This window comes from Klebsiella sp. G-Nf4, assembly GCF_002810615.1.
Classification (GTDB): domain Bacteria; phylum Pseudomonadota; class Gammaproteobacteria; order Enterobacterales; family Enterobacteriaceae; genus Klebsiella; species Klebsiella variicola.
On record NZ_PION01000003.1, the window covers coordinates 346949 to 362574 of the forward strand.

At 62.1% G+C, this 15626-nt stretch carries 11 protein-coding genes; 9 read left to right on the forward strand and 2 right to left on the reverse strand.

The window, feature by feature from the left end; translation table 11 throughout:
* Positions 1-69 precede the first annotated feature (69 nt).
* Positions 70-2172 (reverse strand): elongation factor G, encoded by a 2103-nt coding sequence (fusA, locus tag CWM57_RS09940; RefSeq protein WP_100630815.1) that lies wholly within the window; start codon positions 2170-2172, stop codon positions 70-72.
* Positions 2173-2412: 240 nt separating this feature from the next.
* Between fusA and CWM57_RS09945 the strand changes: the two genes are divergently transcribed.
* Complete coding sequence (locus tag CWM57_RS09945; RefSeq protein WP_008804136.1) at positions 2413-2721, forward strand: ArsR/SmtB family transcription factor; 309 nt, start codon at positions 2413-2415, stop codon at positions 2719-2721.
* Between the two features lie 16 nt (positions 2722-2737).
* Here the strand turns inward: CWM57_RS09945 and nifJ are convergent, their stop codons facing one another.
* A complete protein-coding gene (gene nifJ / locus CWM57_RS09950; protein WP_100675333.1) occupies positions 2738-6253 on the reverse strand; it encodes a pyruvate:ferredoxin (flavodoxin) oxidoreductase in 3516 nt (1171 codons plus the stop codon).
* Between the two features lie 403 nt (positions 6254-6656).
* On the opposite strand from nifJ, the gene nifH reads away from it, so the two are divergent.
* The 8 genes from nifH to CWM57_RS09995 all read left to right on the forward strand — a co-directional run bounded on the left by nifH (position 6657) and on the right by CWM57_RS09995 (position 15610).
* Positions 6657-7538 (forward strand): nitrogenase iron protein, encoded by an 882-nt coding sequence (nifH, locus tag CWM57_RS09955; protein ID WP_004203553.1) that lies wholly within the window; start codon positions 6657-6659, stop codon positions 7536-7538.
* A gap of 16 nt (positions 7539-7554) precedes the next feature.
* The gene (nifD, locus tag CWM57_RS09960; protein WP_012541112.1) at positions 7555-9003 is read left to right on the forward strand and encodes a nitrogenase molybdenum-iron protein alpha chain; all 1449 of its coding nucleotides are present in this window, start codon (positions 7555-7557) and stop codon (positions 9001-9003) included.
* A 55-nt stretch (positions 9004-9058) separates the two neighbouring features.
* The gene (gene nifK, locus CWM57_RS09965; RefSeq protein WP_100675332.1) at positions 9059-10621 is read left to right on the forward strand and encodes a nitrogenase molybdenum-iron protein subunit beta; all 1563 of its coding nucleotides are present in this window, start codon (positions 9059-9061) and stop codon (positions 10619-10621) included.
* 39 nt (positions 10622-10660) lie between these two features.
* A complete protein-coding gene (gene nifT, locus CWM57_RS09970; RefSeq protein ID WP_004203557.1) occupies positions 10661-10879 on the forward strand; it encodes a putative nitrogen fixation protein NifT in 219 nt (72 codons plus the stop codon).
* A 10-nt stretch (positions 10880-10889) separates the two neighbouring features.
* Entirely contained in the window at positions 10890-11552 is a 663-nt protein-coding gene (locus CWM57_RS09975; protein ID WP_100675331.1) for a NifB/NifX family molybdenum-iron cluster-binding protein, read from the forward strand.
* 832 nt (positions 11553-12384) lie between these two features.
* Complete coding sequence (nifE, locus tag CWM57_RS09985) at positions 12385-13758, forward strand: nitrogenase iron-molybdenum cofactor biosynthesis protein NifE (protein WP_100675330.1); 1374 nt, start codon at positions 12385-12387, stop codon at positions 13756-13758.
* A gap of 9 nt (positions 13759-13767) precedes the next feature.
* Positions 13768-15153: a nitrogenase iron-molybdenum cofactor biosynthesis protein NifN gene (gene nifN, locus CWM57_RS09990; RefSeq protein WP_100675329.1), complete on the forward strand. Its 1386-nt coding sequence runs from the start codon at positions 13768-13770 to the stop codon at positions 15151-15153.
* The gene (locus CWM57_RS09995) at positions 15140-15610 is read left to right on the forward strand and encodes a NifB/NifX family molybdenum-iron cluster-binding protein (protein WP_061153952.1); all 471 of its coding nucleotides are present in this window, start codon (positions 15140-15142) and stop codon (positions 15608-15610) included. Before nifN ends, CWM57_RS09995 begins: the two co-directional genes overlap by 14 nt.
* Positions 15611-15626 lie beyond the last annotated feature (16 nt).

Here is a 15626-nt window from a genome sequence, read left to right on the forward strand (position 1 = left end):
TACCGGGCCTGGGCGCTGGTACCAGAGTAGCCCGGGTAAGACGCCTCGCGTCGCACCCGGGAACGTTGCTTAACTTTTCGCGCGGCTGGCGATGATTTCATCCGCCACATTGCGCGGCGCTTCCGCGTAATGGTGGAACTCCATGCTGTAGGTTGCCCGTCCCTGAGACATCGAACGCAGCGTGGTGGAATAACCAAACATCTCCGCCAGCGGCACGTCGGCGCGGATGATCTGGCTGCCGAAGCGCTCTTCCATCCCCTGCACCATCCCGCGACGGGAAGAGAGATCGCCCATAATATTCCCGGCGTACTCTTCCGGCGTCTCCACCTCGACGTGCATCACCGGCTCAAGGATCACCGGATCCGCTTTGCGCGCGCCTTCCCGGAAGCCAAATATCGCCGCCATGCGGAACGCCATTTCCGAGGAGTCCACGTCGTGGTACGACCCAAAGGTCAGGGTCGCTTTCACGTCAACCACCGGATAACCCGCCAGCACGCCGGTGCCCATCGCTTCGCGCAGCCCTTTCTCCACGGAAGGGATGTACTCGCGCGGCACCACGCCGCCTTTGGTGGCGTCCTCGAAGACGAAACCGCTGCCCGGCTCCAGCGGCTCCAGGGTCAGCACAACGTGCCCGTACTGCCCTTTGCCGCCGGACTGGCGCACAAATTTGCCTTCCACGTCCGTCACTTTCTTGCGCAGGGTTTCGCGGTAGGTGACCTGCGGACGACCAATGTTGGCCTCAACGCCAAACTCGCGCTTCATCCGGTCGACAATGATCTCCAGATGCAGCTCGCCCATACCGGAGATAATCGTCTGGCCGGACTCTTCATCGGTATGCAGACGGAACGACGGATCTTCCGCCGCCAGCCGCTGCAGCGCGATGCCCATTTTCTCCTGATCCGCTTTGGTCTTCGGCTCGATGGCCAGCGAAATCACCGGCTCCGGAAATTCCATCCGTTCGAGGGTAATGATCGCATCCGGATCGCACAGCGTATCACCGGTGGTCACATCCTTCAGACCGACGCAGGCCGCGATATCCCCGGCGTGCAGTTCGTCAACTTCGTGGCGGTCGTTGGCGTGCATCAGCACGATACGCCCGATGCGCTCTTTCTTGCCCTTCACCGGGTTCCACACCGCATCGCCTTTTTTCAGCGTCCCGGAGTAGACGCGGATAAAGGTCAGCTGGCCGACGTAGGGGTCGGTCATCAGTTTGAACGCCAGCGCCGACAGCGGCTCATCGTCGCTCGGATGGCGTTCCGCCGGCTGGCCTTTCTCATCAACGCCCTGTATCGCCGGAATATCCAGCGGCGACGGCATCAGCTCCACCACCGCATCGAGCATGCGCTGCACGCCTTTGTTTTTAAAGGCGCTACCGCAGAGCACCGCCTGGATTTCCCCCTTCACCGTGCGCTGGCGCAGACCGGCAACGATCTCCGCCTCGTCCAGCTCGCCGGTTTCCAGGTATTTATCCATCAGCGCGTCGCTGGCTTCCGCCGCCGCCGAGACCATTTTCTCCCGCCACTCGCGGGCTGTCGCCAGCAGATCATCAGGGACAGGCCCATAGCTGAAGGTCATGCCCTGGGTGGCGTCATCCCACAGGATGGCGCGCATTTTCACCAGATCGACAACGCCGGTGAAATGCTCTTCGGCGCCAATGGGGATCACAATCGGCACCGGGTTAGCCTTCAGGCGGTCGATCATCATCTGCACCACGCGGAAGAAGTCCGCGCCGGGGCGGTCCATCTTGTTGACGAAGGCCAGCCGCGGAACGTGGTATTTATTCGCCTGGCGCCAGACGGTTTCCGACTGGGGCTGCACCCCGCCGACGGAGTCATACACCATCACCGCGCCGTCGAGCACGCGCATGGAACGTTCCACCTCAATGGTGAAATCCACGTGCCCCGGGGTGTCGATGATATTGATCCGGTGCGGCTCGAAGCTGCGGTCCATACCCGGCCAGAAGCAGCTTACCGCCGCCGAGGTAATGGTGATCCCGCGCTCCTGCTCCTGGGCCATCCAGTCGGTGGTTGCCGCGCCATCGTGTACTTCACCCAGCTTATGGCTCATCCCGGTATAAAACAGGATGCGCTCGGTGGTGGTGGTTTTACCGGCATCGATATGCGCGGAGATACCGATGTTGCGATAACGTTCGAGGGGGATGGGTCGGGGCATGATGCGTCCTTAGTCATTTTGACTGTCAGTCTGCGGTCGGAATGATCCGCAGTTCATTTAACTGCCGCCTATCATAGTACAACTGTACGAGTATATTCGAACTATTTTTGCTATTATTACGATTGGTCAGGTTGCGGCGGCGCGCGTGGTATCAGAACCGGAGTTTGGGTATAGTAGCCGCCAGCCGCCGATATGGGCTGCGGCTACCATGCGCCGCGCCACCGCCGACACAGGATTATTATGATCGCCAATCACCCCGAACGAGAACAAATTCGCCTGGAAAATGTCCTTTCCGCGCTCGGTAACCCACTGCGACTGGAGATCATCCGCACGCTGGCCGACGGCAGCGAGCTGAGCTGCAACGCTCTGCGCCAGGAAGAGGTGGCCAAGTCCACCATGACCCACCACTGGCGCGTCCTGCGCGACAGCGGTGTGATCTGGCAACGGCCTCAGGGACGGGAGAACATGATTTCGCTGCGCCGGGAAGATCTGGACGCCCGTTTTCCCGGCCTGCTGGATACGCTGCTGAACGTGATGCAGCAGCCGTGAATCGCTAACCGACAGCCTACTCCTCTCCCGCCAGCCGCTGATACTGTCTGAAACGGGCCCGGGCATCGTCCTCCGTTTTCCGGAACAACGCGTCCGCCAGATCCGGCGTGGTTTTATGCAGCGCGGCGTAGCGCACCTCGCCGAGTAAAAAGTCGCGGAAACTCTCTTCCGGCTCTTCGGAGTCCAGTATAAACGGCGTTTTGCCCTCGGCTTCCCGCTGCGGATGATAGCGCCACAGGTGCCAGTATCCCGCCTCCACCGCCCGCTTCGCCTCGCGCTGACTGCAGCGCATCCCGGCTTTCAGGCCGTGGTTGATACAGGCGGCGTAAGCGATCACCAGCGACGGTCCCGGCCAGGCCTCGGCCTCGGCGATGGCCCGCAGGGTCTGATCTTTATCGGCGCCCATGGCGATCTGGGCGACGTAAACATTGCCGTAGCTCATCGCCATCATGCCGAGATCTTTTTTACGCGTGCGTTTCCCCTGAGCGGCAAATTTGGCGATCGCCGCCACCGGGGTCGACTTGGACGACTGGCCGCCGGTGTTGGAGTAGACCTCGGTATCAAACACCAGAATGTTGACGTCTTCCCCACTGGCCAGCACATGATCGAGGCCGCCGAAGCCGATATCGTAGGCCCAGCCGTCGCCGCCGAAGATCCACTGCGAACGCCGTACGAAATAGTCGCGGTTCTGCCAGAGCTGCTCCAGCAGCGGGACGCCCTCTTTTTCCTCCGCCAGCAACGCACTGAGGCGGTCCGCGCGCTCGCGGGTCCCCTCCCCCTCATCCTGCTGCGCCAGCCACTGCTGCATCGCGGCGTGAAGCGCGTCGCTGACCGGCAGCGCCAGCGCGGCGGTCAGCTCCTCGGCGATCTGTTGGCGGATCGCCTGGCCGCCAAGCATCATGCCGAGACCGAACTCGGCGTTATCCTCAAACAGCGAGTTTGCCCACGCCGGCCCGTGGCCGCGATGGTTGGTGGTATAGGGCATCGAAGGCGCGCTGGCGCCCCAGATCGAAGAGCAGCCGGTGGCGTTGGCGATCAGCATCCGGTCGCCAAACAGCTGGGTAATAAGCCGGGCATAGGGCGTTTCTCCACAGCCCGCGCAGGCGCCGGAAAACTCCAGCAGCGGCGTTTCGAACTGGCTGCCTTTGACCGTCGTTTTACGAAACGGGTTATCTTTTGGCGCCAGCCCCAGGGCGTAATCCCAGACCGGAGCCATCGCCCGCTGGCTGTCGAGGGAGACCATCTGCAGCGCCTTACCGCGCGACGGGCAGCTCTCCACGCAGTTGCCGCAACCGGAGCAGTCCAGCGGCGAGATAGCCAGATGATAGTGATAGTCTTTGGCCCCCTGGGCGGGTTTACTCAGCAGCCCGGCGGGAGCCGTGTCTTGCTCTTCAGCGCTCAGTAACGCCGGGCGGATCGCCGCATGCGGGCAGACAAAGGCGCACTGGTTACACTGGGTACAGCCGTCAGGCTGCCAGACCGGCACCTCCAGCGCGATGCCGCGCTTCTCCCAGGCGGCGGTGCCGGAGGGAAAGGTGCCGTCTTCCATCCCGGCGAAGGCGCTCACCGGCAGCAGGTCGCCACGCTGGCGGTTCATGGGCTGCAGGATATCGCGGATGAAGTCCGGCATCAGGGCGCTCGCCTGCGGTGCCGGCACCTCGAGGGTCGCCCAGTGAGCGGGAACCGTCACCCGGTGCAGCGCTGCCATCCCCAGCTCGATAGCCCGCTGGTTCATCTCAATGACGCTCGCCCCTTTGCTGCCATAGCTTTTCTCCACCGCCTGCTTGAGATAGTCCGCCGCCGTTTGCGGCTCGATAATCGCCGTCAGCTTAAAGAACGCCGCCTGCATCAGCATGTTAAAGCGCCCGCCGAGGCCCAGCTCGCGGGCAATGTCCACCGCATTGAGGGTATAAAAGTCGATCTTTTCCTGCGCCAGATAGCGCCGGACGCTGACCGGCAGGTGCTGCTCCAGCTCCGCCTCCGACCAGCTGCAGTTGAGCAGAAAAGTGCCTCCCGGCTTCAGCCCCTCCAGCAGGTCGTAGCGGTCGACATAGGATTGCTGAGAGCAGGCGATAAAATCGGCCCGGTGGATCAGGTAGGGCGAGGTGATCGGCCGGTCGCCAAAGCGCAGGTGCGAAACGGTGATCCCCCCGGACTTTTTCGAGTCGTAGGAAAAGTAGGCCTGGGCGTAGAGTGGCGTGTTATCGCCGATGATCTTGATGGCGCTTTTGTTCGCCCCGACGGTGCCATCCGAGCCCATGCCCCAGAATTTACAGGCGGTGATCCCGGCATGGGAGACCGCCAGCGGTTCCTGCCGGGCGGGCAGCGAGGTAAAAGTGACATCATCGACAATACCCAGGGTAAAGCCGTCCTTCGGCAGCGGCTGTCTGAGGTTGTCAAACACCGCGGCGATATCGTTGGGCAGCACGTCCTTACCGCCGAGCGCGTAGCGGCCGCCGACAATCAGCGGCGCATCGTCGCGTTGATAGAAGGCGTTCTTGACGTCGAGGCACAGCGGTTCCGCCTGCGCCCCCGGCTCCTTGGTGCGGTCAAGGACGGCAATACGCTGCACGCTGGCGGGCAGTTGCGCGAAAAAGTGCGCCAGCGAGAAGGGCCGATAGAGATGGACGCTGAGCAGCCCCACCTTCTCCCCCGCCGCATTCAGCGTCTCCACCACCTCCTGGACGGTGTCGCACACTGAGCCCATGGCGATAATCACCCGCTCGGCATCCGGCGCGCCATGGTAATTAAACAGGTGATATTCCCGCCCGGTCAGCGCGGTGATCTTCGCCATATAGCTTTCCACCAGATCGGGCAGCGCGAGGTAGAAGCGGTTACCGGCCTCCCGCTCCTGGAAGTAGATATCCGGATTTTGCGCGGTGCCGCGGATCACCGGATGATCCGGGTGCAGCGCCTGCCGACGAAAGCGCTCCAGCGCCGGGCGGTCCAGCAGCGTAGCCAGTTGCTCATACGCCAGCACCTCAATCTTCTGTATTTCGTGCGAGGTGCGAAAGCCGTCGAAGAAATTGATAAACGGGATCCGCCCGGCGATCGCCGTCAGGTGCGCCACTGCCGACAGGTCCATCACCTGCTGAACGTTATTCTCCACCAGCATGGCGCAGCCGGTCTGGCGCACCGCCATCACATCCTGATGGTCGCCAAAAATATTCAGCGAATTGGTCGCCAGCGCCCGCGCGCTGACGTGAAAAACGCCTGGCAGCAGTTCACCGGCAATTTTGTACAAATTGGGGATCATCAGCAGCAGCCCCTGCGACGCGGTGTAGGTGGTGGTGAGCGCTCCCGCCTGCAGCGCGCCGTGGACCGCCCCGGCGGCACCGGCTTCGGATTGCATCTCCATCAGGCGCACCGGCTGGCCAAACAGGTTCTTTTTTCCCTTGGCAGCCCATTCATCGACATTTTCCGCCATCGGCGTGGAGGGGGTGATGGGGTAGATGGCCGCCACGTCGGTAAAGGCGTAGGAGATCCAGGCCGCCGCCGTGTTGCCATCCATTGTTTTCATGTTTCCGGACATCGTTCAATCCTCAAAGGTGAGCGTTCTCTTTACCGCGGCAGCCCGCGGCAAACCCTGTCACCTCTCCAAGCACAGCCTGTGCCAGCTCGCGGATTGCCGCCCGTCGCTTATCAATTCAACAGGTTAAGGGAAGAAACGCGCAGGCCCGTCCGGCGGGATTGCGGGGAATAAGACACTGTGCGCGACAAGCTGTTGAACAGGTGACAAAGCGCCGCGCCGGGCCCGTGGGGGGAAATTGTTCTGTTTCGCACATTTGGTGGCGTTATTGTGCCGTTTGCTCAGCCTCCCGGCGCGGCCGGTTTACAAAAAACATTTATTTATCAAATAACTGATCAAAAATTCGCAGCTGGTACGTTCCCTGCACTTCTCTGCTGGCAAACACTCAACAACAGGAGAAGTCACCATGACCATGCGTCAATGCGCTATCTACGGTAAAGGCGGTATCGGTAAATCCACCACCACCCAGAATCTCGTCGCGGCCCTCGCCGAGATGGGTAAGAAAGTGATGATCGTCGGCTGCGATCCGAAAGCGGACTCCACCCGTCTGATCCTCCACGCTAAAGCCCAGAACACCATCATGGAGATGGCGGCGGAAGTGGGCTCGGTCGAGGATCTGGAGCTCGAAGACGTGCTGCAAATCGGCTATGGCGATGTCCGTTGCGCCGAATCCGGCGGCCCGGAGCCAGGCGTCGGCTGCGCCGGACGCGGGGTGATCACCGCCATCAACTTCCTCGAAGAAGAAGGCGCCTATGAGGAAGATTTGGATTTCGTCTTCTATGACGTCCTCGGCGACGTGGTCTGCGGCGGCTTCGCCATGCCGATCCGCGAAAACAAAGCCCAGGAGATCTACATCGTCTGCTCCGGCGAGATGATGGCGATGTATGCCGCCAACAATATCTCCAAGGGGATCGTGAAGTACGCCAAATCCGGCAAGGTGCGCCTCGGCGGCCTGATCTGTAACTCGCGCAAAACCGACCGGGAAGACGAACTGATCATCGCCCTGGCGGAGAAGCTTGGCACGCAGATGATCCACTTCGTTCCCCGCGACAACATTGTGCAGCGCGCGGAGATCCGCCGGATGACGGTGATCGAGTACGACCCGACCTGTCAGCAGGCGAATGAATATCGTCAACTGGCGCAGAAGATCGTCAATAACACCAAAAAAGTGGTGCCAACGCCGTGCACCATGGACGAGCTGGAATCGCTGCTGATGGAGTTCGGCATCATGGAAGAAGAAGACACCAGCATCATTGGTAAAACCGCCGCTGAAGAAAACGCGGCCTGAGCACAGGATCCTCACCATGACCAACGCAACAGGCGAACGTAACCTTGCGCTCATCCAGGAAGTCCTGGAGGTGTTTCCCGAAACCGCGCGCAAAGAGCGCAGAAAGCACATGATGATCAGCGATCCGCAGATGGAGAGCGTCGGCAAGTGCATTATCTCGAACCGTAAATCGCAGCCCGGAGTGATGACCGTGCGTGGCTGCGCCTATGCGGGCTCGAAAGGGGTGGTGTTTGGGCCAATCAAAGACATGGCCCATATCTCGCACGGCCCCATCGGCTGCGGCCAGTACTCGCGCGCCGGACGGCGCAACTACTATACCGGCGTCAGCGGCGTCGACAGCTTCGGCACCCTGAACTTCACCTCTGATTTTCAGGAGCGCGATATTGTTTTCGGCGGCGATAAAAAGCTGACCAAACTGATCGAAGAGATGGAGCTACTGTTCCCGCTGACCAAAGGGATCACCATCCAGTCGGAGTGCCCGGTGGGCCTGATCGGCGATGACATCAGCGCCGTGGCCAACGCCAGCAGCAAGGCGCTGGATAAACCGGTGATCCCGGTGCGCTGCGAAGGCTTTCGCGGCGTATCGCAATCGCTGGGCCACCATATCGCCAACGACGTGGTGCGCGACTGGGTGCTGAACAATCGCGAAGGGCAGCCGTTTGCCAGCACCCCGTACGATGTTGCCATCATTGGCGATTACAACATCGGCGGCGACGCCTGGGCCTCGCGCATTCTGCTGGAAGAGATGGGGCTGCGCGTAGTGGCGCAGTGGTCCGGCGACGGCACCCTGGTGGAGATGGAGAACACCCCATTCGTTAAGCTCAACCTCGTCCACTGCTACCGCTCGATGAACTATATCGCCCGCCATATGGAGGAGAAACATCAGATCCCGTGGATGGAATATAACTTCTTCGGCCCGACCAAAATCGCCGAATCGCTGCGCAAGATCGCCGATCAATTTGATGACACCATTCGCGCCAATGCGGAAGCGGTGATCGCCAAATATGAGGGGCAGATGGCGGCCATCATCGCCAAATATCGCCCGCGGCTGGAGGGACGCAAAGTGCTGCTGTACATGGGGGGGCTGCGGCCGCGTCACGTCATCGGCGCCTATGAGGATCTCGGGATGGAGATCATCGCCGCCGGCTACGAGTTTGCCCATAACGATGATTACGACCGCACCCTGCCGGACCTGAAAGAGGGCACCCTGCTGTTTGACGATGCCAGCAGCTATGAGCTGGAGGCCTTCGTCAAAGCGCTGAAACCTGACCTCATCGGCTCCGGGATCAAAGAGAAATATATCTTCCAGAAAATGGGGGTGCCGTTCCGCCAGATGCACTCCTGGGACTATTCCGGCCCCTATCACGGCTATGACGGCTTCGCCATCTTTGCCCGCGATATGGATATGACCCTGAACAATCCGGCGTGGAACGAACTGACTGCCCCGTGGCTGAAGTCTGCGTGATTGCCACTTCACTGTCCCGTCAGTCCACCGATTTGTGGCGCGGGAGGAGAACACCATGAGCCAAACGATCGATAAAATTCACAGCTGTTATCCGCTGTTTGAACAGGATGAATACCAGACCCTGTTCCAGAATAAAAAGACCCTTGAAGAGGCGCACGACGCGCAGCGTGTGCAGGAGGTTTTTGCCTGGACCACCACCGCCGAGTATGAAGCGCTGAACTTCCAGCGCGAGGCGCTGACCGTCGACCCGGCCAAAGCCTGCCAGCCGCTCGGCGCCGTACTCTGCGCGCTGGGGTTCGCCAACACCCTGCCCTACGTGCACGGCTCCCAGGGCTGCGTCGCCTATTTTCGCACCTACTTTAACCGCCATTTTAAAGAGCCGGTCGCCTGCGTCTCCGACTCCATGACCGAGGACGCGGCGGTGTTCGGCGGCAACAACAACATGAATCTGGGCCTGCAGAATGCCAGCGCGCTGTATAAACCCGAGATTATCGCCGTCTCCACCACCTGTATGGCCGAGGTGATCGGTGACGATCTGCAGGCATTTATCGCCAACGCCAAAAAAGAGGGATTTGTTGACGACAGCATCGCCATTCCTTACGCCCATACCCCCAGCTTTATCGGCAGCCATGTCACCGGCTGGGACAATATGTTTGAAGGGTTCGCGAAGACCTTTACCGCTGACTACGCCGGGCAGCCGGGCAAACAGCAAAAGCTCAATCTGGTGACCGGGTTTGAGACCTATCTCGGCAACTTCCGCGTGCTGAAGCGGATGATGGCGCAGATGGATGTCCCGTGCAGCTTGCTCTCCGACCCTTCAGAGGTACTCGACACCCCCGCCGACGGCCATTACCGGATGTATGCCGGCGGCACCAGCCAGCAGGAGATCAAAACCGCGCCGGACGCCATTGACACCCTGCTGCTGCAGCCGTGGCAGCTGGTGAAAAGCAAAAAGGTGGTTCAGGAGATGTGGAACCAGCCCGCCACCGAGGTGGCCGTTCCGCTGGGCCTGGCCGCCACCGATGCGCTGCTGATGACCGTCAGTCAGCTGACCGGCAAACCGATTGCCGATGCCCTGACCCTGGAGCGCGGCCGGCTGGTCGACATGATGCTGGACTCCCACACCTGGCTGCATGGCAAAAAATTCGGTCTCTACGGCGATCCGGATTTCGTGATGGGGCTGACGCGCTTCCTGCTGGAGCTGGGCTGCGAGCCGACGGTGATCCTCAGCCATAACGCCAATAAACGCTGGCAAAAAGCGATGAAGAAAATGCTCGATGCCTCGCCGTACGGTCAGGAAAGCGAAGTGTTCATCAACTGCGACCTGTGGCACTTCCGGTCACTGATGTTCACCCGTCAGCCGGACTTTATGATCGGTAACTCCTACGGCAAGTTTATCCAGCGCGATACCCTGGCGAAGGGCAAAGCCTTCGAAGTGCCGCTGATCCGTCTCGGCTTTCCGCTGTTCGACCGCCATCATCTGCACCGCCAGACCACCTGGGGCTATGAAGGCGCAATGAACATCATCACGACGCTGGTGAACGCCGTGCTGGAAAAACTGGACCACGACACCAGCCAGTTGGGCAAAACCGATTACAGCTTCGACCTCGTTCGTTAACCATCAGGCGCCCCGCCGCAGGCGGGGCCAGGAGGGAGTATGCCCATCGTGATTTTCCGTGAGCGCGGCGAGGCGCTGTATGCCTATATCGCCAAACAGGATCTGGAGGCCCGGGTGCTCCAGGTCGAACATGACGAGACGGACCGCTGGGGCGGCGCGATTGCCCTCGAGGGGGGACGTCGCTACTACGTCAATCCGCAGCCGGGGCGCCCCGTCTTCCCGATAAGCCTGCGCGCCACCCGCAGCACGCTGCTATAAGGAGCTGGAAATGTCCGACAACGATACCCTTTTCTGGCGTCTGCTGGCGCTGTTCCAGACGCTGCCGGAGCTGCAGCCGGTGCAAGTCGTCGACTGGCTGGCGCAGGAGTGCGGCGAAACGTTGACCCCGGCACGGTTAACCACCCTGACGCAGCCTCAGCTGGCCGCCAGCTTTCCTTCGGCGACGGCGGTGATGTCCCCGGCCCGCTGGGCGCGGGTCATCGCCTGCCTGCAGGGGGTGCTGCCCGGCCATTTGCGCATCGCCCGCCACCCTCAGCGAACGCCGCAGCTGCGGGTCGCTTTTTGCTCGCAGGATGGTCTGGCCATCAATGGTCATTTTGGCCAGAACCGGCTGTTTTTTATCTATGCCTTCGATGACCAGGGCGGCTGGCTGGAGGATTTGCGCCGCTATGCGTCTTCTTCTGCGGGGTCTGACGCCAGCGAGATGCGCGCCAGGCTGCTGGAGGATTGCCATCTGCTGTTTTGTCAGGAGATTGGCGGGCCTGCCGCCGCGAGGTTGATTCGCCATCAGATCCATCCGATGAAAGCGCCGCCGGGCACGACGATTCAGGCGCAGTGCGACGCGGTGAGCGCGATGCTGGCCGGTCGGCTGCCGCCGTGGCTGGCGAAGCGCCTCAACCGGGATAACCCTCTGGAGGAACGTGTTTTTTAATCGTTGTGTTGTGCTTGTTGCCCGCCGACCCCGCGGGCCTTTTTTTGTCCCTGCAGGGGACATCCTTTCTTTCAGCAAGGCAAGCGCCGCAGGACAGGGACAAAAGTGACAGCGGGGGGTTGGGCGCATCAGGAAATGTTGTGCTTGCTGCCCGCCGACCCCGCGGGCTTTTTTTTGCCCCCGCAGGGGCATCCTTTCTTTCAGCAAGGCAAGCGCCGCAGGACAGGGACAAAAGTAACAGCCGGGGGTTGGGCGCATCAGGAAATGTTGAGCTTGCTCCCCGCCGACCCCGCGGGCTTTTTTTGCCCCCGCAGGGGCATCCTTTCTTTCCGCAAGGCGAGCGCCGCAGGACAGGGACAAAAGTAACAGCCGGGGGTTGGGCGCATCAGGAAAATTGGCGAGAACGCAGGCGCGCATCCAGGACTGGCCGCCAGGACGGCGGCCAGAGGGCGGTCGAGACAAGGATGTCGAGTCCGCCCGTTCCGCCAGATGAAGCCGGAGTGGAGCGGACCGCGCAGCGGCAATTTTCAGCGCCATGCGGGGGGTCATGGGGGGCGGGCGAAACGCCCCCCATGCCGTTCACCCGCAGAGGGCGCAATGAAATAGTGAGGAAGGTCGGTGAACGGAATATTCCACCTTATCGACGCTTCCCGTCATTCGCCAATATGCGGCAATACTGTCGCGTCATCAGGGGATAATCCACGCCTTCCCCCTGTTTGATTGTTGCCTTTGTCGCAAAACCCACAACCCTTTTTCCTTAAAAATCAATCCCCCTCCCCCTGGAGCGCGAATTGCATCACCTCTCCGGTCTCCCACCGTCAACGAGGTCACTATGAAGGGAAAGGAAATTCTGGCGCTGCTGGACGAACCCGCCTGCGAGCACAACCAGAAGCAAAAATCCGGCTGCAGCGCCCCTAAGCCCGGCGCTACCGCCGGCGGCTGCGCCTTCGACGGCGCGCAGATAACGCTCCTGCCCATCGCCGACGTCGCGCACCTGGTGCACGGCCCCATCGGCTGCGCGGGCAGCTCGTGGGATAACCGCGGCAGCGTCAGCGCCGGCCCGGCCCTCAACCGGCTCGGCTTTACCACCGATCTTAACGAACAGGATGTAATTATGGGCCGCGGCGAACGCCGCCTGTTCCACGCCGTGCGTCACATCGTCGACCGCTATCATCCGGCGGCGGTCTTTATCTACAACACCTGCGTACCGGCGATGGAGGGGGATGACCTGGAGGCCGTCTGCCAGGCCGCGCACACCGCCACCGGCGTCCCGGTCATCGCCATTGACGCCGCCGGTTTCTACGGCAGTAAAAACCTTGGCAACCGCATGGCGGGCGACGTGATGCTCAGGCAGGTGATTGGCCAGCGCGAACCCGCCCCGTGGCCGGACAACACGCCCTTTGCCCCAGCCCAGCGCCACGATATCGGCCTGATTGGCGAATTCAATATCGCCGGCGAGTTCTGGCAGATCCAGCCGCTGCTGGATGAGCTGGGGATCCGCGTCCTCGGCAGCCTCTCCGGCGACGGCCGCTTTGCCGAGATCCAGACCCTGCACCGGGCGCAGGCCAATATGCTGGTGTGCTCGCGCGCGCTGATCAACGTCGCCCGGGGGCTGGAGCTGCGCTACGGCACGCCGTGGTTTGAAGGCAGCTTCTACGGGATCCGCGCCACCTCCGACGCCTTGCGCCAGCTGGCGACGCTGCTGGGGGATGACGACCTGTGCCGCCGCACCGACGCGCTGATCGCCCGCGAAGAGCAGGCGGCGGAGCAGGCCCTGGCGCCGTGGCGCGAGCAGCTCCGCGGGCGCAAAGTGCTGCTCTATACCGGCGGCGTGAAATCCTGGTCGGTGGTATCGGCTCTGCAGGATCTCGGCATGACCGTGGTCGCCACCGGCACGCGGAAATCCACCGAGGAGGACAAAAAGCGGATCCGTGAGCTGATGGGCGACGAGGCGGTGATGCTTGAGGAGGGCAATGCCCGCACCCTGCTCGACGTGGTGTACCGCTATCAGGCCGACCTGATGATCGCCGGCGGACGCAATATGTACACCGCCTGGAAAGCCCGGCTGCCGTTTCTCGATATCAATCAGGAGCGCGAGCACGCCTACGCCGGCTATCAGGGCATCATCACCCTCGCCCGCCAGCTCTGTCTGACCCTCGCCAGTCCCGTCTGGCCGCAAACGCATGCCCGCGCCCCGTGGCGCTAGGAGAACACCATGGCAGATATTATCCGCAGTGAAAAACCGCTGGCGGTGAGCCCGATTAAAACCGGGCAACCGCTCGGGGCGATCCTCGCCAGCCTCGGGCTGGCCCAGGCCATCCCGCTGGTCCACGGCGCCCAGGGCTGCAGCGCCTTCGCCAAAGTTTTCTTTATTCAGCATTTCCATGACCCGGTGCCGCTGCAGTCGACGGCCATGGATCCGACCGCCACGATCATGGGGGCCGACGGCAATATCTTCACCGCGCTCGACACCCTCTGCCAGCGCCACAGCCCGCAGGCCATCGTGCTGCTCAGCACCGGTCTGGCGGAAGCGCAGGGCAGCGATATCGCCCGGGTGGTGCGCCAGTTTCGCGAGGCGCATCCGCGCCATAACGGCGTGGCGATCCTCACCGTCAATACCCCGGATTTTTTTGGCTCTATGGAAAACGGCTACAGCGCGGTGATCGAGAGCGTGATCGAGCAGTGGGTCGCGCCGACGCCGCGTCCGGGGCAGCGGCCCCGGCGGGTCAACCTGCTGGTCAGCCACCTCTGTTCGCCAGGGGATATCGAATGGCTGGGCCGCTGCGTGGAGGCCTTTGGCCTGCAGCCGGTGATCCTGCCGGACCTCTCGCAGTCAATGGATGGCCACCTCGGTGAAGGGGATTTTACGCCCCTGACCCAGGGCGGCGCCTCGCTGCGCCAGATTGCCCAGATGGGCCAGAGTCTGGGCAGCTTCACCATTGGCGTGTCGCTCCAGCGGGCGGCATCGCTCCTGACCCAGCGCAGCCGCGGCGACGTGATCGCCCTGCCGCACCTGATGACCCTCGACCACTGCGATACCTTTATCCATCAGCTGGCGAAGATGTCCGGACGCCGCGTACCGGCCTGGATTGAGCGCCAGCGCGGCCAGCTGCAGGATGCGATGATCGACTGCCATATGTGGCTTCAGGGCCAGCGCATGGCGATGGCGGCGGAGGGCGACCTGCTGGCGGCGTGGTGTGATTTCGCCCGCAGCCAGGGGATGCAGCCCGGCCCGCTGGTCGCCCCCACCAGCCACCCCAGCCTGCGCCAGCTGCCGGTCGAGCAGGTCGTGCCGGGGGATCTTGAGGATCTGCTGCAGCAGCTGAGCCACCAACCCGCCGATCTGCTGGTGGCTAACTCTCACGCCCGCGATCTGGCGGAGCAGTTTGCCCTGCCGCTGATCCGCGTCGGTTTTCCCCTCTTCGACCGGCTCGGTGAGTTTCGTCGGGTCCGCCAGGGGTACGCCGGCATGCGAGATACGCTGTTTGAGCTGGCCAATCTGCTGCGCGACCGCCATCACCACACCGCCCTCTACCGCTCGCCGCTTCGTCAGGGCGCCGACCCCCAGCCAGCTTCAGGAGACGCTTATGCCGCCCATTAACCGTCAGTTTGATATGGTCCACGCCGACGAGTGGTCGATGAAAGTCGCCTTCGCCAGCTCCGATTACCGCCACGTCGATCAGCATTTCGGCGCCACGCCGCGGCTGGTGGTCTACGGCGTCAAAGCCGACCGGGTCACCCTGCTACGGGTGGTGGAGTTCCCGGTCGCCAGCGGTCACCAGACCGAGAAGATAGCCGAGCGCATCCACGCCCTTGAGGATTGCGTCACCCTGTTCTGCGTGGCGATTGGCGAGGCGGTTTTTCGCCAGCTGCTGCAGGTGGGCGTCCGCGCCGAACGCGTCCCCGACCAGACCACCATCCTCGGCTTGCTGCAGGAGATCCAGCTCTCCTGGTATGAAAAAGCGCAGCGCCGCAGCGCGCGGCAACGCGATCCGCAGCGCTTTAACCGCCTGCTGGAGGAGCAAGCGTGGCGGGAGGAGCCCGACCCGCTCCCCTGATCCTGTCGTTTATGTG

Excerpts from the sequence above, each read along its gene's own strand:
- nifD (WP_012541112.1), top strand. The coding sequence starts at position 7,555 with ATGACCAACGCAACAGGCGAACGTAACCTTGCGCTCATCCAGGAAGTC.
- nifK (WP_100675332.1), top strand. The coding sequence starts at position 9,059 with ATGAGCCAAACGATCGATAAAATTCACAGCTGTTATCCGCTGTTTGAA.
- nifJ (WP_100675333.1), bottom strand. The coding sequence starts at position 6,253 with ATGTCCGGAAACATGAAAACAATGGATGGCAACACGGCGGCGGCCTGG.
- nifN (WP_100675329.1), top strand. The coding sequence starts at position 13,768 with ATGGCAGATATTATCCGCAGTGAAAAACCGCTGGCGGTGAGCCCGATT.
- nifE (WP_100675330.1), top strand. The coding sequence starts at position 12,385 with ATGAAGGGAAAGGAAATTCTGGCGCTGCTGGACGAACCCGCCTGCGAG.
- fusA (WP_100630815.1), bottom strand. The coding sequence starts at position 2,172 with ATGCCCCGACCCATCCCCCTCGAACGTTATCGCAACATCGGTATCTCC.
- CWM57_RS09945 (WP_008804136.1), top strand. The coding sequence starts at position 2,413 with ATGATCGCCAATCACCCCGAACGAGAACAAATTCGCCTGGAAAATGTC.
- CWM57_RS09995 (WP_061153952.1), top strand. The coding sequence starts at position 15,140 with ATGCCGCCCATTAACCGTCAGTTTGATATGGTCCACGCCGACGAGTGG.
- nifT (WP_004203557.1), top strand. The coding sequence starts at position 10,661 with ATGCCCATCGTGATTTTCCGTGAGCGCGGCGAGGCGCTGTATGCCTAT.
- nifH (WP_004203553.1), top strand. The coding sequence starts at position 6,657 with ATGACCATGCGTCAATGCGCTATCTACGGTAAAGGCGGTATCGGTAAA.
- CWM57_RS09975 (WP_100675331.1), top strand. The coding sequence starts at position 10,890 with ATGTCCGACAACGATACCCTTTTCTGGCGTCTGCTGGCGCTGTTCCAG.